This is a genomic window from Hydrogenophaga flava NBRC 102514 (assembly GCF_001571145.1).
Lineage (GTDB): Bacteria > Pseudomonadota > Gammaproteobacteria > Burkholderiales > Burkholderiaceae_C > Hydrogenophaga > Hydrogenophaga flava.
Window position 1 is genome coordinate 58,836 of record NZ_BCTF01000009.1, and the last position, 23,710, is coordinate 82,545.

General features: G+C 64.9%; 23 protein-coding genes. All 23 read right to left on the bottom strand.

Going from position 1 to position 23,710, the window contains the following annotated elements:
* Positions 1-16: 16 nt before the first annotated feature.
* Positions 17-628, bottom strand: coding sequence for an imidazoleglycerol-phosphate dehydratase HisB (hisB, locus tag HFL01S_RS09735; RefSeq protein ID WP_066257842.1), 612 nt, complete (start codon positions 626-628; stop codon positions 17-19).
* The gene (hisC, locus tag HFL01S_RS09740) at positions 625-1,716 is read right to left on the bottom strand and encodes a histidinol-phosphate transaminase (protein WP_066257845.1); all 1,092 of its coding nucleotides are present in this window, start codon (positions 1,714-1,716) and stop codon (positions 625-627) included. Before hisC ends, hisB begins: the two co-directional genes overlap by 4 nt.
* Positions 1,717-1,721: 5 nt before the next feature.
* Positions 1,722-3,113, bottom strand: coding sequence for a histidinol dehydrogenase (gene hisD, locus HFL01S_RS09745; protein WP_066257847.1), 1,392 nt, complete (start codon positions 3,111-3,113; stop codon positions 1,722-1,724).
* Positions 3,110-3,763, bottom strand: a complete 654-nt coding sequence (hisG, locus tag HFL01S_RS09750) for an ATP phosphoribosyltransferase (RefSeq protein ID WP_066257849.1) — start codon at positions 3,761-3,763, stop codon at positions 3,110-3,112. Before hisG ends, hisD begins: the two co-directional genes overlap by 4 nt.
* Positions 3,760-5,028: a UDP-N-acetylglucosamine 1-carboxyvinyltransferase gene (gene murA, locus HFL01S_RS09755; RefSeq protein ID WP_066257851.1), complete on the bottom strand. Its 1,269-nt coding sequence runs from the start codon at positions 5,026-5,028 to the stop codon at positions 3,760-3,762. The genes hisG and murA overlap by 4 nt, the downstream gene beginning before the upstream one ends.
* A 13-nt stretch (positions 5,029-5,041) precedes the next feature.
* Positions 5,042-5,281: a BolA family protein gene (locus HFL01S_RS09760; protein ID WP_066257854.1), complete on the bottom strand. Its 240-nt coding sequence runs from the start codon at positions 5,279-5,281 to the stop codon at positions 5,042-5,044.
* Positions 5,282-5,293: 12 nt separating this feature from the next.
* Positions 5,294-6,049 (bottom strand): ABC transporter permease, encoded by a 756-nt coding sequence (locus tag HFL01S_RS09765; RefSeq protein WP_066257855.1) that lies wholly within the window; start codon positions 6,047-6,049, stop codon positions 5,294-5,296.
* The gene (locus HFL01S_RS09770; protein WP_066257856.1) at positions 6,046-6,975 is read right to left on the bottom strand and encodes an ABC transporter ATP-binding protein; all 930 of its coding nucleotides are present in this window, start codon (positions 6,973-6,975) and stop codon (positions 6,046-6,048) included. The genes HFL01S_RS09765 and HFL01S_RS09770 overlap by 4 nt, the downstream gene beginning before the upstream one ends.
* Before the next feature lie 101 nt (positions 6,976-7,076).
* Positions 7,077-7,364: an STAS domain-containing protein gene (locus HFL01S_RS09775; RefSeq protein ID WP_066257857.1), complete on the bottom strand. Its 288-nt coding sequence runs from the start codon at positions 7,362-7,364 to the stop codon at positions 7,077-7,079.
* Between the two features lie 6 nt (positions 7,365-7,370).
* Positions 7,371-7,994 carry an MlaC/ttg2D family ABC transporter substrate-binding protein gene (locus HFL01S_RS09780; protein ID WP_066257858.1) on the bottom strand — a complete coding sequence of 208 codons (624 nt, stop codon included), beginning with the start codon at positions 7,992-7,994 and terminating at the stop codon, positions 7,371-7,373.
* A gap of 134 nt (positions 7,995-8,128) precedes the next feature.
* Positions 8,129-8,857, bottom strand: coding sequence for an MlaA family lipoprotein (locus HFL01S_RS09785; protein ID WP_066257860.1), 729 nt, complete (start codon positions 8,855-8,857; stop codon positions 8,129-8,131).
* A 31-nt stretch (positions 8,858-8,888) separates the two neighbouring features.
* Positions 8,889-9,368: an outer membrane lipid asymmetry maintenance protein MlaD gene (mlaD, locus tag HFL01S_RS09790; protein ID WP_066257862.1), complete on the bottom strand. Its 480-nt coding sequence runs from the start codon at positions 9,366-9,368 to the stop codon at positions 8,889-8,891.
* Between the two features lie 13 nt (positions 9,369-9,381).
* Positions 9,382-10,161: a lipid asymmetry maintenance ABC transporter permease subunit MlaE gene (mlaE, locus tag HFL01S_RS09795; RefSeq protein WP_066257865.1), complete on the bottom strand. Its 780-nt coding sequence runs from the start codon at positions 10,159-10,161 to the stop codon at positions 9,382-9,384.
* A complete protein-coding gene (locus HFL01S_RS09800; protein WP_066257867.1) occupies positions 10,158-10,973 on the bottom strand; it encodes an ABC transporter ATP-binding protein in 816 nt (271 codons plus the stop codon). The genes mlaE and HFL01S_RS09800 overlap by 4 nt, the downstream gene beginning before the upstream one ends.
* A gap of 76 nt (positions 10,974-11,049) precedes the next feature.
* Positions 11,050-12,531 carry a glutamate synthase subunit beta gene (locus HFL01S_RS09805; protein ID WP_066257869.1) on the bottom strand — a complete coding sequence of 494 codons (1,482 nt, stop codon included), beginning with the start codon at positions 12,529-12,531 and terminating at the stop codon, positions 11,050-11,052.
* Between the two features lie 30 nt (positions 12,532-12,561).
* On the bottom strand, positions 12,562-17,337 hold the full coding sequence (locus HFL01S_RS09810) for a glutamate synthase-related protein (protein ID WP_066257871.1): 4,776 nt from the start codon (positions 17,335-17,337) through the stop codon (positions 12,562-12,564).
* Positions 17,338-17,534: 197 nt separating this feature from the next.
* A complete protein-coding gene (locus HFL01S_RS09815) occupies positions 17,535-18,227 on the bottom strand; it encodes a transposase (protein WP_066257872.1) in 693 nt (230 codons plus the stop codon).
* 54 nt (positions 18,228-18,281) lie between these two features.
* Positions 18,282-18,929 (bottom strand): hypothetical protein, encoded by a 648-nt coding sequence (locus HFL01S_RS09820; protein ID WP_066257874.1) that lies wholly within the window; start codon positions 18,927-18,929, stop codon positions 18,282-18,284.
* Positions 18,930-19,003: 74 nt separating this feature from the next.
* Positions 19,004-20,239, bottom strand: a complete 1,236-nt coding sequence (locus HFL01S_RS09825; RefSeq protein WP_066257877.1) for an MFS transporter — start codon at positions 20,237-20,239, stop codon at positions 19,004-19,006.
* A gap of 6 nt (positions 20,240-20,245) precedes the next feature.
* Positions 20,246-21,442 (bottom strand): deoxyguanosinetriphosphate triphosphohydrolase, encoded by a 1,197-nt coding sequence (locus HFL01S_RS09830; RefSeq protein WP_245644771.1) that lies wholly within the window; start codon positions 21,440-21,442, stop codon positions 20,246-20,248.
* Between the two features lie 28 nt (positions 21,443-21,470).
* Positions 21,471-22,592, bottom strand: coding sequence for a 3-dehydroquinate synthase (aroB, locus tag HFL01S_RS09835; protein WP_066257881.1), 1,122 nt, complete (start codon positions 22,590-22,592; stop codon positions 21,471-21,473).
* A 48-nt stretch (positions 22,593-22,640) separates the two neighbouring features.
* The gene (locus HFL01S_RS25665) at positions 22,641-23,186 is read right to left on the bottom strand and encodes a shikimate kinase (RefSeq protein ID WP_066257882.1); all 546 of its coding nucleotides are present in this window, start codon (positions 23,184-23,186) and stop codon (positions 22,641-22,643) included.
* Positions 23,187-23,275: 89 nt separating this feature from the next.
* Positions 23,276-23,695 carry a hypothetical protein gene (locus HFL01S_RS25055; RefSeq protein ID WP_157538822.1) on the bottom strand — a complete coding sequence of 140 codons (420 nt, stop codon included), beginning with the start codon at positions 23,693-23,695 and terminating at the stop codon, positions 23,276-23,278.
* Positions 23,696-23,710: the final 15 nt, after the last annotated feature.

A 23,710-nucleotide genomic window follows, 5' to 3' on the forward strand; every position in this document is an offset into this window, starting at 1 on the left:
CCTGAAGAGGAAAGACTCAGAGCGAACCCTTGGTCGAGGGAATCACATCGCCCAGGCGTTCATCGCGTTCCAGCGCCATGCGCAGCGCACGGGCAAAGGCCTTGAACACGGTTTCAGCCTGGTGATGGGCATTCTCGCCGTGCAGGTTGTCGATGTGCAGCGTCACACCCGCATGGTTGACAAAGCCCTGGAAGAACTCGAAGGCCAGCTGGGTGTCGAAGGCGCCGACCATGCCGGCCTTGAAAGGCACGCGCATGTGCAGGCCGGGGCGGCCGGAAAAGTCGATCACCACGCGCGAAAGCGCTTCGTCCAGCGGCACGTAGGCGTGGCCGTAGCGGCGGATGCCCTTCTTGTTGCCCACCGCTTTGGAGAAGGCCTGACCCAGGGTGATGCCCACGTCTTCAACCGTGTGGTGGCCATCGATGTGCAGATCGCCCTTGGCCTCGATCTCCAGGTCGATCAGCCCATGGCGGGCGATCTGGTCGAGCATGTGGTCGAAAAAGCCGATGCCGGTGGAGAGCTGGGCCCTGCCCGAACCGTCGAGGTTGACGTGCACACGGATCTGCGTCTCGGACGTGTTGCGCTGGACGTCGGCCACGCGGGCCGGGGCGGAAGAAGGGGTGGTCATAGACTGGATTGCAGGGCGGCGATCAGCTGCGCGTTCTCGTCGGGGGTGCCGACGGTCAGGCGCAGGCAGTGGCCCAGCAGTGGATGCATTTTAGAAACATTCTTGACCAGAACGCCGCGCGCCTTCAGGCCTTCGAAGGCTTTCTGCGCATCAGGTACCCGCACTAGCACCATGTTGGCCTGGCTTGGGAAGTGCTGCACGCCCGGCATGGCCGCCAGCGCGGCGATCAGGCTCTCGCGCTCGGCGCGGATGGTGGCGGCCTGCTGCGCGAACACGTCGGCGTGTTCCAGCGCGAACAGCGCGCATTCGGCGTTGAGCACGCTCACGTTATAGGGCGGCCGCAGCTTGTCAATCTCGTGCACCAGCGCCCGCGGGCCGACCATGTAGCCCAGCCGCACGCCGGCCAGCCCAAACTTGGACATGGTGCGCATCAGCAGTACGTTGGCGTTGGCCGCCGGGTTCGCCCGGATTTCGTCCAGCCAGCTGCGGCTGGAAAACGGCTGGTAGGCCTCGTCCATCACCACCAGGCCGCCGAAACTGCCGGCCTCGGCGATCAGGCGCCGGATCACGCCCGCATCCCACAGGTTGGCGGTGGGATTGTTCGGGTAGGCGATGTAGGTGATGGTGGGCTTGTGCTGGCGCTGCGCGGCCAGCATGGCGTCTTCGTCGAGCTCGAAATCGGCCGAGAGCTGGACGCCGTGGAAGGCCAGACCCTGCAGCTGGGCGCTCATGGCGTACATCACGAAGCCGGGCAGCGGCGCGAGGGTGGACGCACCGGGCACGTCGCAGCCCATGGCCAGCAGCGAGATCAGCTCGTCCGAGCCGTTGCCCAGCATCAGGGCGCAGCCCTCGGGCAGATCCACGTAGCGCGCCAGCGCCTGCTTCAGGTCCTCGATGCGCGCGCCAGGGTAGCGGTTGATGGCCACGGCCCCCAGGCGCTCGCCCAGGGCGGCCTGCAGTTCGGGCGGCAGCACAAACGGGTTCTCCATCGCATCCAGCTTGACCATGCCGGTCGAGTCCTGGATGGCGTAGGCGTGCATGGACTGGATGTCCTGCCGGATGTTACGCAGCGGGTTCGGCATGTTCATCGCGTTCACTTCGTGTCCCGCATCGGCGGCACGGTGGACAGGCGCAGCTCGGCGGCCCGGGCGTGGGCCTGCAGGCCTTCGCCGTAGGCCAGTTCGGCGGCGATGGCACCCAGCGGCTGAGCGCCGGCCTGGCTGACCTCGATCAGGCTGCTGCGCTTCTGGAAGTCGTACACACCCAGCGGCGACGAGAAGCGGGCCGTACCGCTGGTGGGCAGCACGTGGTTGGGGCCGGCGCAGTAGTCACCCAGGCTCTCGCTGGTGTAGGCGCCGAGGAAGATGGCGCCCGCGTGCTTGAGCAACGGCTCCCAGCGGTGCGGTTCGCTGCTGCTCACTTCAAGGTGCTCGGGCGCGATGCGGTTACTGATGGCACAGGCCTCTTCCATGTCGCGCGTGAGGATCAGCGCGCCGCGGTCGTTCAGGCTCTTGGCGATGATGGCCGCGCGCGGCATGGTGGGCAGCAGGCGGTCAATTTCGCGTTGCACTGCGTCGAGGTAGGCGGCGTCGGGGCACAGCAGGATGGACTGCGCCAGCTCGTCGTGCTCGGCCTGGCTGAACAGGTCCATCGCCACCCACTCGGCCGGCGTGCTGCCGTCGGCCAGCACCAGAATTTCGCTCGGGCCCGCGATCATGTCGATGCCCACAGTGCCGAACACGCGGCGCTTGGCGCTGGCCACGTAGGCGTTACCGGGGCCGGTGATCTTGTCGACCTTGGGCACGGTGGCGGTGCCGTAGGCCAGTGCAGCCACCGCCTGGGCGCCGCCAATGGTGAAGGCGCGGGTGACGCCGGCCACATAGGCGGCAGCCAGCACCAGTTCGTTGCGCTCGCCACGCGCGGCGGTGGCCGCGCCCGTGCCGCCAGTGGCGACACTGCCGCGCACCGGGGTCGGCACCACCATGATGATCTCGCCCACACCGGCCACGTGCGCTGGCACCGCGTTCATGATCAGGCTCGACGGGTAGGCCGCCTTGCCTCCCGGCACGTAGATGCCCACGCGGTCCAGCGGCGTGACCTTCTGGCCCAGCAGCGTGCCGTCATCGTCGCGGTAGGTCCAGCTCTCGCCGGAGGCTTTCTTCTGTGCCTCGTGGTAGCTGCGCACGCGGCGTGCAGCGCTCTGCAGCGCCTCGCGTTGGGCGGCAGGCAGTCCGTCGAACGCGGCCTTGAAGTCGGCCTGCGTCAGCTCCAGCTCGGCCATCGAGGAGGCTTGCAGGCCGTCGAAACGCGCCGTGTAGTCCAGCACCGCGGCATCACCGCGCTGCTTCACATCGACCAGGATGTCCGCCACGCGCTGTTCGATCGCATGGTCCGTGTCCGCCGACCAGTGCAGCCGGGCTGCAAACTGCGCCTCGAAATCGGGCGCGGTGGTGTTCAGGCGGGCAGGCTGGGCGGACAGGCTCATGATGGAACGGACTGTTTGGAAATGGCTTGTGAGAAGGCGTCGAGAATGGGACGGATGGTGGCCTGCTTGAGCTTGAGCGCCGCCTGGTTGACAACCAGGCGCGAACTGATGTCCATGATCTGCTCGACCTCGACCAGGTTGTTGGCCTTGAGCGTCTTGCCGGTGGACACCAGGTCGACGATGGCGTCGGCCAGACCGGTCAGTGGCGCCAGTTCCATGCTGCCGTAGAGCTTGATCAGGTCCACGTGCACACCCTTGCTGGCGAAGAACTCGCGCGCGATGGAGGTGTACTTGGTGGCGACTTTCAGGCGCGAGCCCTGGCGCACGGCTGAGGCATAGTCGAAATCGGACCGCACCGCCACGCTCACACGGCACTTGGCGATCTGCAGGTCCAGCGGTTGGTACAGGCCCTGACCGCCGTGCTCGATCAGGGTGTCCTTGCCCGTCACGCCGAGGTCGGCACCACCGTATTCCACATAGGTCGGCACATCGGTCGCACGCACCAGCACGACGCGGACATCGGGCTTGTTCGTCGTCAGGATCAGCTTGCGGGAGGTTTCCGGGTCTTCCAGCACCTCGATGCCCGCGGCCGCGAGCAGCGGCAGGGTTTCATCGAAGATGCGGCCTTTGGACAGCGCCAGGGTGATCATTTGATTCTTTCGATGTCGGCGCCAATGCCGCGCAGCTTGGCTTCCATCTGGTCGTAGCCCCGGTCCAGGTGGTAAATGCGGTCGACGATGGTTTCGCCCTCGGCCACCAGACCGGCGATCACGAGGCTGGCCGACGCGCGCAGGTCGGTGGCCATCACGGTGGCGCCCTGCAGGCGGTCGATGCCCTCGATCACGGCCACCTTGCCGTCGGTCTGGATCTTGGCGCCCAGACGGACCAGCTCGTTGACGTGCATGAAACGGTTCTCAAAGATCGTCTCGGTCACCTTGCTTGTGCCCGTGGCGATGCAGTTGAGCGCCATGAACTGCGCCTGCATGTCGGTCGGGAAACCGGGGTACTCGGTGGTGCGGAAGCTCTGCGCCTTCAGGCGCCCGGAAGCGCGCACACGGATGAAGCCGTCACCCACCTCGATTTCAGCGCCCGCGTCGCGCAGCTTGTCGATGACCGCATCGAGGTGGTCGGCACGGCCGTGGCGCAGCACCACATCGCCCCCGGTGGCGGCCACCGCGCACAGGAAGGTGCCTGCCTCGATGCGGTCGGCCACCACCTGGTGGGTGCAGCCGTGCAACCGGTCTACCCCCTGGATGTGGATGCGGCTGGTGCCATGGCCTTCGATCTTCGCGCCCATGCCGATCAGCATCTCGGCCAGGTCGGGAATCTCCGGCTCCTGTGCGGCGTTCTCCAGCACCGTCTCGCCTTCGGCCAGCGCCGCAGCCATCAGGAAGTTCTCGGTGCCGGTCACGGTCACCATGTCGGTGGCGATGCGTGCGCCCTTGAGGCGGCTGCGGCCCTGCGGCAGCTGGGCCACCATGTAACCGTGTTCAACCACGATCTCCGCACCCATGGCCTGCAAGCCCTTGATGTGCTGGTCCACCGGGCGCGAGCCGATGGCGCAGCCGCCCGGCAGCGACACCTTGGCGCGACCGAACCGCGCCAGCAGCGGGCCCAGCACCAGCACCGAGGCGCGCATGGTCTTGACCAGTTCGTAGGGCGCTTCGGGGTTGAGGCTGTCGGGCGCCACGAAACTCATGCCACCGCGCTCGCCATGCGTCTCGGTCTGAACCCCCATGTTGTCGAGCAGCAGGCGCATGGTGGCGACGTCGCGCAGACGCGGCACATTGTTCAGGTGCACCGGGTCGGCGGTGAGCAGGGCCGCACAGATCTCGGGCAGCGCCGCGTTCTTGGCACCCGAAATGGTGACCTCGCCGTTGAGGGGGCGTCCACCGGTGATTCGCAGTTTATCCATGGTGTCGGGTCGCTCAGTTCTGGGCCGCCCATTCGGCGGGGGTGAAGGTCTTCATGGACAGGGCGTGCACCTCGTCCGTCTTGATGCGTTCGCCCAAGGTGGCGTAGACGCGCTGGTGGCGCGCGATCGGCCGCTTGCCCTCGAACTCGGGCGAGACGATCACCGCAGCCCAGTGGCGGCCATCACCGGTGACTTCGATGTGCTCGCAGGACAGGCCCGCGGCGATGAGTTGTTGCAGCTGTTCAGCAGTCATGGAAGGAATCGCTCAGTGGCGGATTTTGTAGCCGGTGCGCAGCAGGTGCAGGGCCAGGGCACTGACGGCCACCAGCGCACCTCCCACCAGACCCAGACTCATCCAGGGCGACACATCGCTCACCCCGAAGAAGCCGTAGCGGAAGCCGTCGATCATGTAGAAGAACGGATTGAGATGGCTCACCGTCTGCCAGAAGTCGGGCAGGGAATGGATGGAATAGAACACGCCCGAGAGAAAGGTCATGGGCATGATGATGAAGTTCTGGAACGCGGCCATCTGATCGAACTTCTCGGCCCAGAGCCCTGCGATCAGACCCAGCGCCCCCAGCAAGGCGGCGCCCATGAATCCGAACACCAGAATCCACAGCGGCGCCACCAGACTGGGCTGGGCATACCACCAGGTCACTGCCATCACACCTGCGCCCACCGCTAGGCCGCGCACCACCGAGGAACCGACGTAGGCAAAGAACCAGGCACGGTGGGACAGCGGCGTGAGCAGCAGGAACACCAGATTGCCCATGATCTTGCTCTGGATCAGCGAAGAGCTGCTGTTGGCAAACGCGTTCTGCAGCACGCTCATCATCACCAGGCCGGGCAGCAGGAAGGCGGTGTAATTCACCTGGCCATAGACCTTGGCACCGCCTTCGAGCACGTGCCCGAAGATCATCATGTACAGGATGGCTGTGATGACCGGCGCCGCCACGGTCTGGAAACCGACCTTCCAGAAGCGCAGCACTTCCTTGTAGAACAAAGTCTGCCAGCCGCTCATGAGGTGGCCTCCTGTGCCTGACCAGAGGCCCGCTCCATCACCTCGATGAACACGTCCTCAAGATCGGCCTTGCGGATTTCCACATCCTCGGCGACCACGCCGGCCTCGCGGGCGCGGGCCAGCCACTGTTCGACCTCGATGGCGTTGTGCGCCGGCAGCTGCACCACGCGGCCCGTGACGCGCGCCTGCGCCGCCAGCCCGGGCGGCAATTTCTGGTCGGTCTTGAACCGCAGCACGTTGGATGAGGCCTGGCGCAGCAGATCGGACGTCTTCTCCAGCGCCACCACACGGCCTTGCTGCAGCATGGCGATGCGGCCGCACAGGGCCTCCGCTTCCTCCAGGTAGTGGGTCGTCAGCAGCACCGTGCTGCCTTGCTTGTTGAGCTGGCTGATGAACTGCCAGAGGGTCTGGCGCAGCTCCACGTCCACTCCCGCCGTGGGCTCGTCGAGCACGATCACCGGCGGCTTGTGCACCAGCGCCTGCGCCACCAGCACCCGGCGCTTCATGCCTCCTGATAGCTGGCGCATGTTGGCTCCAGCCTTGTCGGCCAGACCCAACCCCTGCAACAGTTCATCGATCCAGTCGTCGTTGTGGTGGATGCCGAAGTAGCCGGACTGAAAGCGGAGCGCCTCCCGGACGTTGAAAAACGGGTCGAACACCAACTCCTGGGGCACCACACCGAGCGCCCGCCGAGCGGCCGCGTAGTCGGACTGGACATCGTGCCCCTGCACCAGCACACGGCCACCGCTGGCCCGCACCAGCCCGGCCAGCACGCTGATCAGCGTGGTCTTGCCAGCGCCATTGGGGCCCAGCAGGCCGAAGAACTCCCCGGGCTGGATGTCAAAGGAGACGCCTTTGAGCGCCTGCAGCTCGCCGCGGGCCGAAGCGTAGGTCTTGGAAACGTTCTGGAAGGAAACTGCGGGCATTGCGGAGGCGGGCCAGGTCACCGGACGCTGGCAGGACATCTGCTGACCGCGGGTGAGCCGCTGATTTTATGTCGCGGCGCGCAATGCCGCTGGCGACCGGCTCAAGCGGGCAGCAACTCCGCCACGCCGTAGAGCATGACCAGCGCCTGCAGGCGCTGTGGCATGCGGGCCACCTGCAAGGTCTTGCCCTGGGACAGCAGCGCGTTGCGCAGCTCCAGCAACACCGCCACCGCCGAGGTGTCAAACACCTTCAGCGGTTCGGCGTTCAGCACCACGGTCGGGCCCGCCTGGCGGACCAGCGCATCCCGAAGCCTTTCAAGCGTCTGGGCGGCACCGGACAGGGTCAGCTGTTCCGGCATGGGAATGGCGGCGGTTTCAGACACACTCATCCACCCTCAGCTGGTTTTACCGGCGGCGCTCTTGTTGCGCTGGACCAGGTTGGCAATCAGCCCGTCGATGCCCTTGGTGTTGATTTCCTGGGCGAACTGGGACTTGTAGGTTTCCACCAGCCAGACGCCCAGCACGTTCAGGTCGTAGATCTTCCAGCCGTCATCCGCCTTTTCGAGACGGTAGTCGAGCTGGATAGGCTCGCCCTTGCCACGCACTTCGGTGCGCACCACCACCTCGGTGTCTTCCGGTTTGGCGCGCATCGGCTTGAAGCTCAGGGTCTGGTCGCGAACTTCACCCAGGGCACCGGCATAGGTCCGGACCAGCAGGGTCTTGAACTCGTCCTGGAGCTGTTTCTGCTGTTCGGGCGTTGCCTGGCGCCAGGCGCGGCCGACGGCCATGGACGTCATGCGGGAGAAGTTGACGTTCGGCATGATCTTGGCGTCCACCAGTGCGACGATGCGGCTGATGTCACCCTTCTGGATCGCCGGATCGGCCTTCACCGAGGCGAGCACATCGCTGGAAATGCGCTTGACGAGCGCATCTGGCGCTTCCACCTCTGCCATGGCCAGCGGGCTTGCGAAAACAGCGGCGGCGGTAATGAGGCTGAATATCCAGTGGCGGCGTTGCATGTGCGATGTCCTTTCAGAAGCGGTATGAGTCCAGGCGCGGCGCCGGATCTTCAGTCCGCATGGGACAGGGACTGTACGGCACCGGTTCCCGGTGAATGTGTCGGAACTGTAATTCAGAGGTATCGGTTTGTGGGTCAGTCGGACCCGTCCTTGAGCCCGATGCCCTTGTCTTTCAGGTCCTCGATCTGGCTTTCCCGGCGCTGCAGATACAGGTCGCGGGTAAAGCTGTACTTGTCCAGCGCAGCGCCCTCCAGCAAGGTCGTTGCGCGCAACAGGTTGGCCCTGGTTTCCACCGCTCGCAACACATACCGGGAGTTGCGGGTCGGGATGTCGGAAACACCTTGCACCAGATCGCCACTGGATTCGATGCTGAAGCCCGCCGCGTCGCGCACGGTGGAAGGGCCGAAGATCGGCAGTACGAGGTACGGCCCCGAGGGCACGCCCCATCGTCCCAGCGTCTGACCGAAGTCAAGGCGGGTGCGCTCGATCCCCATTTCAGAGGCCACATCGAAGAGGCCAGCGACGCCAAAGAAGGTATTGACGTTGAAGCGGAGGAAGTTCTCGGCGGCCTCGCGGGGTCGCAGCTGCAGCGAGGCGTTGATAAACGACCAGACGTCGCGCAGGTTCTCGAAGAAGTTGTTGACACCGGTGCGGACCGGGTCGGGCGTGACGTCGCGGTACACGGTGGCGACGGGCTTGAGCACCGCACCATCCACCGCGTCGTTGAACGCCGTCACCTGGCGGTTCATGGGTTCCAGCGGGTCACGCGGGCTTGCGTTCGGACCGCTGGCACAACCCGTCAGCACACCGACAAGCAACAGCGATGCAAGCCAGCGCAAGACACGGCTGCCATCGAATCTCATTTCAATCTCCTGGGCACGCACCATGGCGCACTCACTGCGGTTTCTGTTCACCGCCATCGGCGGCCTTGTTGAACAGGAACTGGCCGATCAGGTTTTCCAGCACGACCGCCGACTGGGTCTGTGTGATCACGTCACCCGCTTGCAGATTCTTCTCGTCTCCACCGGGCTCGATGCCGATGTACTGGTCACCCAGCAGGCCCGAGGTCAGGATCTTGGCGGACGAATCCTTGGGAAAGGTCACCCCTTTGTTGACTTCCATGGTCACCACACCGAGGTAGGTCTGGGCATCCAGGGTCACGCTGGTCACCCGCCCGACATGGACACCCGCCGAGCGCACAGGCGCCCGCGCCTTGAGACCACCGATGTTGTCAAAGCGCGCCTGCAGCGTGTAGGTGTCGCCGCCATTGGTGAAGCTGGCCAGGTTGGCCGCCTTGAGTGCAAGGAACAGCAGCGACAGAGCGCCGAGAGCGACAAACAGGCCAACGAAGATTTCAATGCTTTTCTTGTTCATGGGTTCTCCCGAATCAGGGGGTCGAGAACATCAGGGCGGTCAGGATGAAGTCCATCGCCAGCACACCCAGCGAGGCGGTGACCACCGTTCTTGTGGTTGCATAGGCCACACCTTCCGGGGTGGCTTCGGTTTCATAACCCTGGTAGAGCGCTACGGCGGTGCAGATGACACCAAACACCGCGCTCTTGACGACGCCGTTGCCAACGTCCCGCCAGACATCGACGCCGTTCTGCTGGATCGACCAGAAGTTGCCAGAGTCGATGCCGATCAGCAGCACGGCGACCACATAGGCGCCCAGAATACCGACGGTGGAAAACAGGGCGGCGAGCAAGGGCATCGACAGGATGCCACCCAGGAAGCGCGGTGCCAGCACCCGGGCCTTGGGGTCGATGGCCATCAACTCCATCGCCGCGATCTGTTCGCCGGCCTTCATCAGGCCGATCTCGGCCGTCAGCGAAGTGCCGGCACGACCGGCAAACAGCAGCGCCGTGACCACTGGCCCCAGCTCCCGCACCAGCGCCAGATTGACGATCAGGCCCAGCGACTCGGCGGCACCATAGGTGGTCAGCGCGTAGTACATCTGCAGCGCCAGCACAAAGCCAACGGACAGGCCCGAGGCGACGATGATCACCAGGGAGCGGTTGCCGATCGCATGGATCTGCCCGACAACCAGGCCGAAGCGGCGCAGCGCCGATGGCGCCGCACGCAGCAAATCCAGGAAGAACAGAGCGCCGTGGCCCCAGCGTGCCAGCAGGGCCAGGACCACCTGGCCAATCGTCTGCAGAAGGTTCATGCCGAGGCCCTCGGACCAAAGTCTTCGGCCACAGAGCGGGCCGGATAGTGGAACTTGACCGGCCCGTCCGGCTCACCACGCACGAACTGGCGCACCTCCGGATCGTTGCTGGCCATGAGTTCGGCGGGCGTTCCCTGGGCCACCACACGGCCACCTGGTGCGAGCAGCACCACATGGTCGCTGATCGCCATGCACTGCGGGATGTCGTGGGAAATCAGCAGCGAGGTGGCACCAGTCACGTCGGTCAGGGTTCGGATGAGCTTGGCGGCCACGCCCATGGACACCAGATCGAGCCCCGCGAAGGGCTCGTCGTACATGATCAGCTCCGGATCAAGTGCGATGGCCCGGGCGAGCGCCACGCGGCGCGCCATGCCACCGGAGACTTCGCTGATCTTGAGATGGGCCGCGCCCCGCAAGCCGACCGCATCAAGCTTCATCAGCACGATGTGGCGAATCAGCGGCTCGGGCAGGTCGCTCATTTCGCGCAGGGGAAACGCGACGTTGTCGAACACGTTCAGGTCGGTGAACAGGGCACCGAACTGGAACAGCATGCCCAGGCGGCGGCGCAGCCGGAACAGCTGCGCCTTGTCGGCGGTGTTCACCACCTCACCGTCAAACACCACCCGGCCGCTGTTCGGCGCATGCACGCCGCCAATCAGGCGCAGCAGGGTGGTTTTTCCGCAGCCGGAACCGCCCAGAACGGCCGTGATCTTGCCGCGGGCGAACTGGAGAGAGATGTCGTTGAGGATGGTCCTTCGGCTGTCGTAGCCGAAGGTGACATGGTCGATGTCGATAAAAGGGGTATCGCTCATGAGGCCAGATGTGTGACCGGGCATTGTCGCATGCGCGTCGAAAACGCCCGGCCCGCCTCCGGCAATCCCCCAGGGATCATCGCGGCAGGTCGGACTGCCCCATCAGGAACTCGTCCACCGCCCGTGCCGCCTGGCGTCCTTCCCGGATGGCCCACACCACCAGGGACTGGCCGCGGCGCATGTCGCCGGCCGCGAACACCTTGGGAACATTGGTGATGTAACCGCCGGTAAAGTCCGTCGATGCCCTGGCGTTGCCACGGGCGTCCTTGTCGACACCGAAGGCGTCCAGCACGGTGGTCACCGGGTTCACGAAGCCCATGGCCAGCAGCACCATGTCGGCCTTGTATTCCTTTTCGGAGCCGGCCACCTCGACCATCTTCCCGTCCTTGAACTCCACGTTCACAGTCTTCAGGCCGGTGAGCTTGCCGTTCTTGCCGACGAACTCCTTGGTGGAGATGGCGAACTCGCGCGCCAGGATGCCTTTTTCGGCGCTCTCGTCGTGGCTGGAGCTGGTGCGCAGCTTCAGCGGCCAGTAGGGCCACACCAAGGGCTTGTTCTCCTGCTCGGGCGGTTGGGGCATGACCTCGAACTGGGTCACGCTCACAGCGCCATGGCGGGTGCTGGTGCCCACGCAGTCGGAACCGGTGTCGCCACCGCCGATGACGATGACGTGCTTGCCATCGGCGCGCAGCTGGTTCTTCAGCTTGTCACCTGCGTTGACCTTGTTCTGCTGCGGCAGGAATTCCATGGCGAAATGCACGCCGTCCAGGTCGCGGCCAGGCACTGGCAGGTCGCGGCTCTGTTCGGAACCACCGGTCAGCAGCACGGCGTCGAACTGCGCCTTCAGTTCGACGGCGCTGATCACCGTCTTGGCGTCGTTGGTGACCTTGCTGCCCTCGGGCATGGCACCGATCAGCGTGCTGGTCTTGAACACCACACCCTCGGCTTCCATCTGCACCACGCGGCGGTCGATGTGCGACTTCTCCATCTTGAAGTCGGGGATGCCGTAGCGCAGCAGGCCGCCGATGCGGCTGTTTTTCTCGAACACGGTCACGTCGTGACCCGCGCGCGCCAGCTGCTGGGCCGCGGCCAGGCCGGCAGGGCCGGAACCCACCACCGCCACTTTCTTGCCGGTCTTGTGTTTGGCTGGCTGCGGCTGGACCCAGCCGTTTTCCCAGGCCTTGTCGATGATGGCGTGTTCGATGGACTTGATGCCCACCGCGTCGCCGTTCACATTGATGGTGCAGGCCGCCTCGCAAGGCGCGGGGCAGATGCGGCCGGTGAACTCGGGGAAGTTGTTGGTGCTGTGCAGCACGGTGATGGCGTTCTGCCAGTCGCCCTGGTACACGAGGTCGTTGAAGTCCGGAATGATGTTGTTGACCGGGCAGCCGTTGTTGCAGAACGGCGTGCCGCAGTCCATGCAGCGCGCGCCCTGGATCTTGGCCTGGCCGTCGTCGAGCGCCAGCACAAATTCCTTGTAATGCTTCAGGCGCTCGGCCACGGGCTTGTAGCCCTCTTCCAGACGCTCATATTCCATGAAGCCGGTGACTTTTCCCATGATGTTGGTCCTGCGTGGGGTGATTGCTTCTTACTTGGCGGGAGCCGCTTGTTTCTTGGCGCTGGTCTGGGCCTTGCCGGTGGCGGCCACAGCCGCCTTCTTGGCGTTGATCTCAGCCAGGGCGCGCTTGTATTCCGTCGGGAACACCTTCACGAACTTGGCACGGGCTTCGGCCCAGTTGTCCAGCAACTCGCGGGCGCGCTTGCTGCCGGTCCAACGGTTGTGCTCCTGCAGCAACTTTTTGAGCTGGGCTTCGTCGGTCTGGTCGCGGTGCCAGATGGCCTTGTCGGTGCTGGCCTCCTGCTCGGCAGCGGGCAGCACCTTGTCGAGAGTGACCTGCGCGGTGTTGCAGCGCTGGGCGAACAGGCCATCCTCGTCGTAGACGTATGCCACACCGCCGCTCATGCCGGCGGCAAAGTTGCGGCCGGTCTTGCCCAGCACGACCACGGTTCCACCGGTCATGTACTCGCAACCGTGGTCGCCCGTGCCCTCGACCACCGCGGTGGCGCCCGAGAGGCGCACGGCGAAACGCTCGCCGGCCACGCCGCTGAAGAAGGCCTCACCGCTGGTGGCGCCATACATCACGGTGTTGCCCACGATGATGTTGCGGGTCGATTCGCCACGAAAGTCGATGCTCGGACGCACCACCACACGGCCGCCCGACAAGCCCTTGCCGGTGTAGTCGTTGGCGTCGCCAATCAGGTACAGCGTGATGCCGTTGGTCAGGAACGCGCCGAACGATTGGCCACCCGTGCCTTCGAGCTGGATGCGGATGGTGTCGTCCGGGAGCCCCTCGGGGTGCACCTTGGTAACAGCGCCCGAGAGCATGGCGCCCACGGAGCGGTTCACGTTGCGGGCCACCTCGATGAACTGGACCTTCTCGCCCTTCTCGATGGCGGCCTTGCTCTTGGCGATCAGCACGTTGTCGAGCGATTTTTCCAGACCGTGGTCCTGCTTTTCGACGTGCAGGCGCGGCACGTCGGCCGGCACCACCGGCGTGGCCAGCAGCCGGCTGAAGTCCAGACCGCGGGCCTTCCAGTGCTCGATGCCCTTCTTCATGTCCAGCAGGTCGGCGCGACCGATTAGCTCGTCAAACTTGCGAATGCCCAGCTGCGCCATGATCTGGCGCGCCTCTTCGGCGATGAAGAAGAAGTAGTTGACGACGTGCTCGGGTTTGCCCGAGAACTTCTTGCGCAGCTCAGGGTCCTGCGTGGCCACACCCACCGGGCAGGTGTTGAGGTGGCACTTGCGCATCATGATGCAGCCCTCGACCACCAGCGGTGCAGTGGCGAAGCCGAACTCGTCGGCGCCCAGCAGCGCACCGATGACCACGTCGCGGCCGGTCTTCATCTGGCCGTCGGCCTGCACGCGGATGCGGCTGCGCAGGCGGTTGAGCACCAGGGTCTGTTGGGTTTCGGCCAGGCCGATTTCCCAGGGCGAACCGGCGTGCTTGATGGACGACCAGGGCGAAGCGCCCGTGCCACCGTCGTGACCTGCGATCACCACGTGGTCGGCCTTGCACTTGGCCACGCCCGCGGCGATGGTGCCCACGCCCACCTCGGACACCAGCTTGACGCTGATGTCGCTGTGCGGCGCCACGTTCTTCAGGTCGTGGATCAGCTGGGCCAGGTCTTCGATCGAGTAGATGTCGTGGTGCGGCGGGGGCGAGATCAGGCCCACGCCCGGCACGCTGTGGCGCAGCTTGCCGATGTATTCCGACACTTTGCCGCCGGGCAGCTGGCCACCCTCGCCGGGCTTGGCGCCCTGGGCCATCTTGATCTGGATCTGGTCGGCGCTGGACAGGTACTCGGCGGTGACACCGAAGCGGCCGGAAGCGACCTGCTTGATCTTGGAACGCAGCGAGTCGCCGGCTTGCAGCGGGTAGTCCACCTCGAAGATATTGCCCAGCAGGTCGGACATGGTCTGGCCCTGCTTGATCGGGATGCCCTTGAGCTCGTTGCGGTAGCGCAGCGCGTCTTCGCCGCCCTCGCCGGTGTTGCTCTTGCCGCCAATGCGGTTCATCGCCACGGCCAGCGTGGCGTGAGCCTCGGTGGAGATGGAGCCCAGCGACATGGCGCCGGTGGCGAAGCGCTTGACGATCTCCTTGGCCGGTTCCACCTCGTCGATGGAGATGGCCTTGGACGGGTCGATCTTGAACTCGAACAGGCCGCGCAGCGTCATGTGACGACGGCTCTGGTCGTTGATGATCTGGGCGTACTCCTTGTACGTGTTCCAGTTGTTGGCGCGCGTGCTGTGCTGCAGCTTGGCAATCGCGTCCGGCGTCCACATGTGTTCTTCGCCACGCGCACGCCAGGCGTACTCGCCGCCGGTTTCCAGCATGTTGGCCAGCACCGGGTCGTCGCCGTAGGCGGCCTTGTGCATGCGGATGGCTTCTTCAGCGATCTCGAACACGCCGATGCCTTCCACACGGCTGGCGGTGCCGGTGAAGTACTTGGACACCGTCTCACTGTTCAGGCCGATGGCTTCGAACAGCTGGGCGCCACAATAGGACATGTAGGTCGACACGCCCATCTTGGACATGATCTTGGACAGGCCCTTGCCGATCGCCTTGGTGTAGTTGTAGATCGCCTTCTCGGCGCTCAGCTCGCCCGGCAGGTCCGCTGCGATCGCCTGCAGGGTTTCCATGGCCAAGTAGGGGTGCACGGCTTCGGCACCGTAGCCGGCCAGCACGGCGAAGTGGTGCACCTCGCGCGCGGTACCGGTTTCGACCACCAGACCGGCGGTCGTGCGCAGGCCTTCACGCACCAGGTGCTGGTGCACGGCCGACAGCGCCAGCAGCGCCGGCACGGCCACCTGGGTGCGGCTCACGCCACGGTCGCTGATGATCAGGATGTTCTTGCCACTCTTGATCGCGTCCACGGCTTCGGCGCACAGCGAGGCCAGCTTGGCCTCCACGCCTTCCTTGCCCCAGCTGACCGGGTAGGTGATGTCCAGCGTCGCGCTCTTGAACTTGCCCTGCGTCACCGATTCGATGTTGCGCAGCTTGGCCATGTCGGCCGCGTCCAGCACCGGCTGGCTGACTTCCAGGCGCATCGGCGGGTTGACCTGGTTGATGTCCAGCAGGTTGGGCTTGGGGCCGACGAAGGACACCAGCGACATCACGATCGCTTCGCGGATCGGGTCGATGGGCGGGTTCGTCACCTGGGCGAACAGCTGCTTGAAGTAGTTGTACAGCGGCTTGTTCTTGCCCGAGAGCACGGCCAGCGGGCTGTCGTTGCCCATGGAGCCGATGCCCTCTTCGCCGTTCGCGGCCATGGGACTGAGCAGGAACTTGATGTCTTCCTGCGTGAAGCCGAAGGCCTGCTGCTGGTCCAGCAACTCGGGCGAGACGCGCTCGGTGCCGGTGGACTGCGGCTCGGTCTTGGCGATGGGCAGCTCGACCGCGTCTTCACCGGCGACCGGGTGCTCCACGTCGTCCAGGCGGATGCGCAGGTTCTCGATCCACTGCTTGTAGGGCTTGCTGTTGGCGAGGTTGGCCTTGAGCTCCTCGTCGTCGATCATGCGGCCCTGCTCCAGGTCGATCAGGAACATCTTGCCGGGCTGCAGGCGCCACTTGCGCACGATCTTGTTTTCCGGGATTGGCAGCACGCCCGACTCGGAACCCATGATGACCAGGTCGTCGTCGGTGATGCAGTAGCGCGAGGGGCGCAGGCCGTTGCGGTCCAGCGTGGCACCGATCTGGCGGCCGTCGGTGAACACGATGGAGGCCGGGCCGTCCCAGGGCTCCAGCATCGCCGCGTGGTATTCGTAGAACGCGCGGCGGCGCGGGTCCATCATGGTGTGCTGTTCCCAGGGCTCGGGAATCATCATCATCACGGCCTGGCTGATGGGGTAGCCAGCCATGGTCAGCAGTTCGAGGCAGTTGTCGAACGTGGCGGTGTCGGACTGGCTGGCGAAGCTGATCGGGTAGAGCTTCTGCAGGTCGGCGCCCAGCACCGGCGAAGACATCACGCCTTCGCGCGCCTTCATCCAGTTGTAGTTGCCCTTGACGGTGTTGATTTCACCGTTGTGCGCCACGTAACGGTACGGGTGGGCCAGTGGCCACTCAGGGAAGGTGTTGGTGGAGAAGCGCTGGTGCACCAGACCCAGGGCTGACACACAGCGCGGGTCCTGCAGATCCAGGAAGTAGGTGCCCACCTGGTCGGCCAGCAGCAGGCCCTTGTAGACCACGGTGCGGCTGCTCATGCTGGGCACGTAATACTCTTTGCTGTGCTTGAGCTTGAGCGCCTGGATGTGGGCGCTGGCGGTCTTGCGGATCACGTACAGCTTGCGCTCCAGCGCGTCCTGCACGATCACGTCGTTGCCGCGGCCGATGAAGACCTGTCGCATGATCGGCTCTTTCTCGCGCACCGTCGGGGACATGGGCATGTCCTTGTTGACGGGCACATCGCGCCAGCCCAGCAGCACCTGGCCTTCGGCCTTGATGGCGCGCTCCATCTCCTGCTCGCAGGCCAGGCGGCTGGCATGCTCCTTGGGCAGGAAGATCATGCCCACGCCGTACTCGCCGGCGGGCGGCAGGGTCACGCCCTGCTTGGCCATTTCTTCGCGGTACAGCGCGTCGGGCAGCTGGATCAGGATGCCGGCGCCGTCGCCCATCAGGGCATCAGCCCCCACCGCGCCGCGGTGATCGATGTTCTCCAGGATCTTGAGCGCCTGGGTCACGATGTCGTGGCGCTTTTCGCCCTTGATGTGGGCCACGAAACCGACGCCGCAGGCATCGTGTTCGTTGGCCGGGTCGTACAGACCCTGTTGCTGGAACTGCTGTTGTTCGGCTGCCGTGGTCATGGCGCTTCCTTTTCTGGACAAGGGCTTGGCAAAAATGCGCGGGACGCGAAGCTTAATGCACTGCAACATCGATGCCAAGAAAAATAATTAGGGTCAGATTCTTATAAATTCAAACAAGAACACGCAAATAATAAATAAGGGTCAGATTAAATAAAGAAAAAGATCTTTGATTCAAAAAGGATTTTTTCGAAGTACCGTTAGGACGGTGATTTTTTGGGTCGCCCGGCACGCGCAGGAGTCAGCCGACGATCGGTGTCTTTGGCGAGAGAGGCAAGGTAATCCGGGTCGCCCAACGCCCAGCCATGCCAGAGTGCGTCGGCGATGGCGCCCATCTGTTGCGCATTCAGCCCCGCACGCACCAAATCGGCGTATGCAGCCTCGCGCGCAAACGGCGTGTTGCCCAGCGCCCAGTACATCGCATGGGGCGTGATGTGGCGGTCCTGCGCCTGACCCGCGTGGTGACGGTGGCTTGACCAGGGATAGGACTGCGCATCGGCGCACAGACCTTCCCGCACCGGATCCAGATCGATGAAGACCATGCAGGACAGCAGGTGGCGCACCGCCTGGATCAGTGTGGACCGGTAGCGCCCTTCCCACAGCGTGCCGCTGCGACCGTGGCGCCGGTTGAAGCCGCGCACATAGTCCCTGCCCACACTCTGCATCAGGCGGGGCACGCCGTCGGCAGTCGAAGGCGTGCACAGCAGCTGGAAGTGGTCCGGCATCAGCACATAGGCGTGCACCGCCACTTTCAACTGTTCGGCCCGAGCCCAGAGCAGTTCCAGCAGGGTCTCGCGGTCGGTGTCGTCCAGCACGATGGCCTGCCGGTTGTTGCCGCGGTGCATCACGTGATGGACCTGCCCGGGCAGGGTCAGGCGGGCCAGTCGAGCCAAAACAGTCTCCGTTGGAATCCGACCCCGATTATGTTCCCGAGGTGTTCAACCGCCCTACAGAAACTGGCTGGGCTCACCCACGATCAGGCGCGCCAGCTCGTCCAGCCGGGCCGGGCTGACCTGGCCCACCGGCAGCTCGGTCGTCACGACCTCCATACCGCCAACGCAGGCCAGCCGGAACTTCAGCAGTGCCGCATCGTGGTCGGCCGTCACCATCACACTCGCCCGCGCCGCCATCTCGAACTCGAAGACGATGGCCAGAAGCGCATTGGACTCGGGGTGCCGTTGCTCGATGCGCTCATGCACCACATGGCCCGCGGCCAGGCGCTTCTGCACCCGCTCCAGGTCCGGCGGGAAGTTCACACTCACCCGGCCCCGCCGCACCTCGCCTTCGCGGGGGCCCAGCTTCCAGCCCAGCGCCAGGTAGTCGAACACCTCGCGGTCGCGCAGGCGCTTCTTCCGGGCATCGAACCGGAAGTCGTGCTGCCGCATACCGGGCCAGAGGCGCTTGTGGTCGAGCCCCAGCCGCTGCGCCGGCGGCTGAATCACGCTCAACTGGCGGGCGAGTTCGGACAGGTAGTTCCAGACCACCTGACAGGCCGCTTCCGTGGCCGCCGTGCGGGCTTCCAGCCCGTGCTGCTGCTCGCCCTGCTCCGCCTGCCGGGCCTGCGCCTGTCGTTTGAGCTGCTGGAGATAGCTCATGGGATCGGTTCGTCCTCTCTGTCCTGCCCTGGGCCGCCGAGTGGTCGCCCTCATCGGCGGCAGTGTATCGCCCCTCAGTGGGCCGCGCCCCTGGGCTGTGCAGTCCACTCCCGCTGCAGCCGCACGGCCAGCAGCAAGCCCAGCAGGGAGCACGCCCCCGTCAGCACCCAGGTCCAGTGCCAGCCTCCGACGCGAGTCACCCACCAGGCCACCGCGGGCGGACCGATGAACTGGCCCAGGGCGGAGAACTGCTGCATCCAGCCAACGGTGGTGGACACCGTGTCCCGGCCAGGAGCCAGCACCACGGCCATGCCAAACAGCGTACCGGGAATGAGTCCACCGACGGATGAGAACAGCAGCACCGCCAGGTACTGGAGCACCGGATAACCAACGGCGCCAAACGCAACCACCGCTCCCGCCGCCATCACGCCGTAGCCCAGCGCCACCAACATCCCGGGCCGCGCCCCCCGGGCCAGCCACCGCCCCGCGGCCACATTGCCCACCATGTTCACCGCCGCGGCCAGCGCGCTCAGCACCGCCACTTCGGCAGCCCGGAGGCCTGCCTGCATGTAGATCGTGGGCAGAAAGCCAATGACCGCCAGCCACTGACCCGAATAGAGAAGAAAACCCAACGCCACCAGCCAGGGCCCTGGCGCACGCAAGGTTCGCTTCAGTCGCGGCCAGAGGGACGAAGGGTTGGCCGGTTCGGCATCTCCGGCAACGGTTGCAGGCACCCGCAGCGCCAGCCAGGCTGCCGCCGCCAGACTGCACAGCGCCAGCAGCCACCAGGTGGCGCGCCAGCCCGACCAGGCCATCAGCGGTACGCCCAGCAACAGCGCGAGCGCGGTGCCCATCGGCATGTAGGTGCCCCACCAGCCCAACGCCCTGGAGAGGCGCACCGGATCATGCAGGTGCAGCCTCAGCAGGCCAGGCGCCGGCAGCACCGTCAGAAGAAAACCCGCCCCCTCCACCACCCGGAACATCAGCAACCGGTTCACATCTGGCGCCAGTGCGCCCCCTGCACTGCCCGCGGCCAGTACACACAGACCAACGAGCATCACACGGCGCGGGCCCAGCCGATCGGCCAGCAGGCCGACGACCAACCCCAGCGACAGGCCCGCCAACTGCACCAGCGACAGCAGAAAACCTGCCTGCACCAGGTTCAGCGCGAGCTCGGCCTGCAGATGCGGAATCGCCACCGGCAGTTTGCCCACATGCAGCGCGGAGCACACGCCCACCCCGACCACCACCAAAGCCAGGCCCTGGCCATCGGTGGCGGTGGAGCGCACGGGGGCTGACAGATGGCTCATGGACACTCAGGGAAACAGCACGCGGCCGCTGAGGCGCTGATGCTCCCGGATCGCAAAGCGGTCCGTCATGCCGGCGATGTAGTCGGCCACAGCCCGCGCGGGCTGGCGAACTTTAAGCGGGGAATGAGGCCATTCGTCCGGTCGTTCGAGGTACATCGAAAACAGCTCGGTCACCACCTGGGCCGCCCGCTCCGTGGTGTCCATCACCTGGGGATGGCGGTAGAGGTTGCGCAACAGGAAGTGCTTGAGCATCTGCGATTCGGCCTTCATGGCTTCGGAGAAGCCCACCAGCGGACGCGCCTGCGCACGCACCTGATCGATGGTTTCCACCCCCGAGGCCACGATGCGGGCCCGTGTCGTATCGATCACGTCGTAGACCTGGTCGCTGAGCATGAGCCGGATCGTCTCGAACAGCAGCCGGCGCCCCCCCAGACCGGGATGTGCGCCCAGGGCCTGGCGGCGGTAGCGGTCAAACAGGGGCACTTCGGAGATCTGTTCCAGCGTCAGCAGCCCGGAACGCACGCCATCATCGATGTCGTGGGCGTTGTAGGCAATTTCGTCGGCCAGGTTGCACAGCTGCGCCTCCAGCGACGGGCAGCCGCCCGACACGAAGCGCTGGGCCACACCGCCGGGTTCGGCCTTCAGCAAGCGTTCCGCATGGATTCTTGAGCAGTGCTTGAGAATGCCCTCCCGGGTCTCGAAGGTCAGGTTCAGGCCATCAAACGCCGGGTAGCGCTCCTCCAGCGCATCGACCACCCGCAGGCTCTGCAGGTTGTGCTCGAAACCCCAGTCCGCCTCGTCGGTCGTGTATGTATCCGGGCGCGCAGCCTTCATCGACGCATTGAGTGCATCCTGGCCGGCATGTCCGAAGGGCGTGTGACCCAGATCGTGGGCCAAGGCAATCGCCTCGACCAGGTCTTCATTCAGGCCCAGCGTGCGGGCGATGCTGCGCCCCAGCTGCGCCACCTCTAGGGAGTGCGTCAGACGGGTGCGGAACAGATCGCCTTCGTGATTCAGGAAGACCTGCGTCTTGTAGACGAGGCGCCGGAAAGCGGTGGAGTGGATGATCCGGTCGCGATCACGCTGGAACACAGAACGGGTGGGCGCGTCGGGTTCGGCAAAACGGCGCCCACGGCTGCTCGCCGGATCGGCTGCGTAGGACGCCAGCAGCGTCCGTGCGGGCATTGGGGGGGGAATGACCATCCTGGGCGTCAACACGAAGACCGGTGTCTCACGTGACGCAGCTTTCAACGATCACCTCACCCACCACCGCATCGGGTGCCCCCTGCATCAGGGCGTTCCCGCGCCCGTCCACCAGCACGAACCGGATCTCGCCGGCCTCGGACTTCTTGTCCAGCCGCATCAAGGAAAGGTAGCGCCCCACGTTGTCGCCCACATCCAGCACAGGCGCGCGAACCGGCAACCCAGCCGCCTCAACCAACGCCTTGATGCGCTCGACAAACGCTTTGTCGACAAGCCCCATGCGCTCGGACAGCCTAGTGGCCATCACCATGCCACACCCCACCGCCTCACCGTGCAACCAGGCGCCATACCCCATGCCCGCCTCAATTGCATGGCCGAAGGTATGGCCAAAGTTGAGGATCGCCCTCAAGCCCGACTCGCGTTCATCCTGGCCCACCACCTCCGCCTTGATCTGGCAGCTGCGCTTGACTGCATGCGCCATGGCCTGCGGATCCCGCACGCGCAGCGCCGCCATGTTGCGTTCGATCCATTCCAGAAACGCCATGTCGGCGATGGGCCCGTACTTGATCACCTCGGCAAGCCCCGCACTCAGCTCGCGCTCCGGCAAGGTTTCGAGCGTCGCAAGATCGCACAGCACCCGCTGAGGCTGGTAGAAGGCGCCAATCATGTTCTTGCCCAGCGGGTGGTTGATCGCCGTCTTACCCCCCACCGAGGAGTCCACCTGCGCCAGCAGCGTGGTGGGTACCTGAACAAATGGCACGCCTCTCATGAACGCAGCGGCGGCAAAACCAGTCATGTCACCCACCACGCCGCCCCCGAGAGCAAACAGCACCGTCTTCCGGTCACACGCTGCACCCAGCAAGGCATCGAAGATCCTGTTCAGCGTCTCCCATGTCTTGAAGGCTTCTCCATCCGGTAACACCACATGCAACACGGAGCGGTAGTGCGGTGCCAGAGAACCCCGGAGGCGTTCCAGATAGATGGGCGCCACGGTGTCGTTCGTCACGATCATGGCGGTCGAGGCCGACGGCAGTCCCGAAAAGGCTTCGGCCCGGTCGAGCAAGCCTGCCGCGATGTCGATGCAATAGCTGCGGTCGCCCAGGTTGATGACCACCTGCTCGCCGCCCACGGGGGAAAGATCTCTGTGCATAGCCCAAGTGTAGGGCCAGGAATTGACCGCCCGAAAAGACCGGCGAAGTCAAACTAGGCTGGGCCCACCTCGCGCGGAAGCTTCCGGCGCCAGTTCCAGCTGCATGACGATCATGTTCACCAGCGTGGCCACCGAAGGCCGGCCCGTATCGATGACATAGTGCGCAGCCTCCCGGTACAGAGGATCGCGCGCCGAATACAGGTCCTTGAGCCGCTGCAGGGGATCGGCCACCTGCAGCAACGGCCGGTTTCGGTCATGGCGCAAACGCCGGAACACCTCTTCTGGAGAAGACCGAAGGTAAACCACCTGACAGCGGTCGTGAAGCCGCTGCCGATTGACCGTGCGCAACACAGCCCCCCCACCTGTGGAAAGCACACTGCCCTGCCCTTGGGACAACTCATCGATCACCGACTCTTCGATGTCCCTGAACCGATCTTCCCCCTCACGCTCAAAAAACTCACGGATCGAGCATCCCAGGCGATGCTCGATCACGTGATCGGAATCCGCAAAGGAGAGGGAGAGCCGACGCGCAAGCTGCCGGCCGATGGTCGACTTGCCAGAGCCCGGCAAACCGATCAGTGCGATGGAGGACAAATGATCAACTCATTAAGGACATTGGCGCCTGCCATCACCAAGGACAGCAAGCGCCGCTCGATATTCAGGCAGACCCGCTGCCCAGACGATCACTCGGCTGGAGTGGTTTCCTCATCAGGCTTCTCTGCCTCTACAGTGAACTCGACTGTCGCGGTCCTAGAGTGGTAATCCAGAACAGTAATCACAAATGGATCGCCACATTGCCCAGTCGGTCGGACCGTGAATTTCGGGTCTTTCCCTGTGGCCTCGGTCTTGTCAACGATCAAGCCTCCAGGGTTTGCATTGACGATGCGAAAAGGTGCCTGCCCACCAATGATCGTAAAAACGGTTGGATCGGCGTTGGCAGCACTGGCACAGCTGCCGGTAGCAGAAATCACCGTCAGCGTGGCCTCATCTGGACTGACCGAAAATTCAGTCGAATCCCCTGCAATGTCACCCCCCCCTCCGCAAGACACCAACGCCAACGCCACCGCCAGACTTCCCGCAACTTGCGCCGTTTTTTTCAGCATGCGTAACTCCTAATT

What these genes read in the sequence shown, in the direction of transcription:
- HFL01S_RS09780 (WP_066257858.1), bottom strand. Translation starts at nt 7,994, where the DNA reads ATGCAACGCCGCCACTGGATATTCAGCCTCATTACCGCCGCCGCTGTT.
- HFL01S_RS09760 (WP_066257854.1), bottom strand. Translation starts at nt 5,281, where the DNA reads ATGACTGCTGAACAGCTGCAACAACTCATCGCCGCGGGCCTGTCCTGC.
- hisD (WP_066257847.1), bottom strand. Translation starts at nt 3,113, where the DNA reads ATGAGCCTGTCCGCCCAGCCTGCCCGCCTGAACACCACCGCGCCCGAT.
- HFL01S_RS09825 (WP_066257877.1), bottom strand. Translation starts at nt 20,239, where the DNA reads ATGAGCCATCTGTCAGCCCCCGTGCGCTCCACCGCCACCGATGGCCAG.
- mlaE (WP_066257865.1), bottom strand. Translation starts at nt 10,161, where the DNA reads ATGAACCTTCTGCAGACGATTGGCCAGGTGGTCCTGGCCCTGCTGGCA.
- murA (WP_066257851.1), bottom strand. Translation starts at nt 5,028, where the DNA reads ATGGATAAACTGCGAATCACCGGTGGACGCCCCCTCAACGGCGAGGTC.
- HFL01S_RS09800 (WP_066257867.1), bottom strand. Translation starts at nt 10,973, where the DNA reads ATGAGCGATACCCCTTTTATCGACATCGACCATGTCACCTTCGGCTAC.
- hisC (WP_066257845.1), bottom strand. Translation starts at nt 1,716, where the DNA reads ATGAACATGCCGAACCCGCTGCGTAACATCCGGCAGGACATCCAGTCC.
- HFL01S_RS09805 (WP_066257869.1), bottom strand. Translation starts at nt 12,531, where the DNA reads ATGGGAAAAGTCACCGGCTTCATGGAATATGAGCGTCTGGAAGAGGGC.
- HFL01S_RS09830 (WP_245644771.1), bottom strand. Translation starts at nt 21,442, where the DNA reads ATGGTCATTCCCCCCCCAATGCCCGCACGGACGCTGCTGGCGTCCTAC.
- hisG (WP_066257849.1), bottom strand. Translation starts at nt 3,763, where the DNA reads ATGATCACCCTGGCGCTGTCCAAAGGCCGCATCTTCGATGAAACCCTG.
- HFL01S_RS09820 (WP_066257874.1), bottom strand. Translation starts at nt 18,929, where the DNA reads ATGAGCTATCTCCAGCAGCTCAAACGACAGGCGCAGGCCCGGCAGGCG.
- HFL01S_RS25055 (WP_157538822.1), bottom strand. Translation starts at nt 23,695, where the DNA reads ATGCTGAAAAAAACGGCGCAAGTTGCGGGAAGTCTGGCGGTGGCGTTG.
- HFL01S_RS09770 (WP_066257856.1), bottom strand. Translation starts at nt 6,975, where the DNA reads ATGCCCGCAGTTTCCTTCCAGAACGTTTCCAAGACCTACGCTTCGGCC.
- HFL01S_RS09775 (WP_066257857.1), bottom strand. Translation starts at nt 7,364, where the DNA reads ATGAGTGTGTCTGAAACCGCCGCCATTCCCATGCCGGAACAGCTGACC.
- mlaD (WP_066257862.1), bottom strand. Translation starts at nt 9,368, where the DNA reads ATGAACAAGAAAAGCATTGAAATCTTCGTTGGCCTGTTTGTCGCTCTC.
- hisB (WP_066257842.1), bottom strand. Translation starts at nt 628, where the DNA reads ATGACCACCCCTTCTTCCGCCCCGGCCCGCGTGGCCGACGTCCAGCGC.
- HFL01S_RS09765 (WP_066257855.1), bottom strand. Translation starts at nt 6,049, where the DNA reads ATGAGCGGCTGGCAGACTTTGTTCTACAAGGAAGTGCTGCGCTTCTGG.
- HFL01S_RS09810 (WP_066257871.1), bottom strand. Translation starts at nt 17,337, where the DNA reads ATGACCACGGCAGCCGAACAACAGCAGTTCCAGCAACAGGGTCTGTAC.
- HFL01S_RS09785 (WP_066257860.1), bottom strand. Translation starts at nt 8,857, where the DNA reads ATGAGATTCGATGGCAGCCGTGTCTTGCGCTGGCTTGCATCGCTGTTG.
- aroB (WP_066257881.1), bottom strand. Translation starts at nt 22,592, where the DNA reads ATGCACAGAGATCTTTCCCCCGTGGGCGGCGAGCAGGTGGTCATCAAC.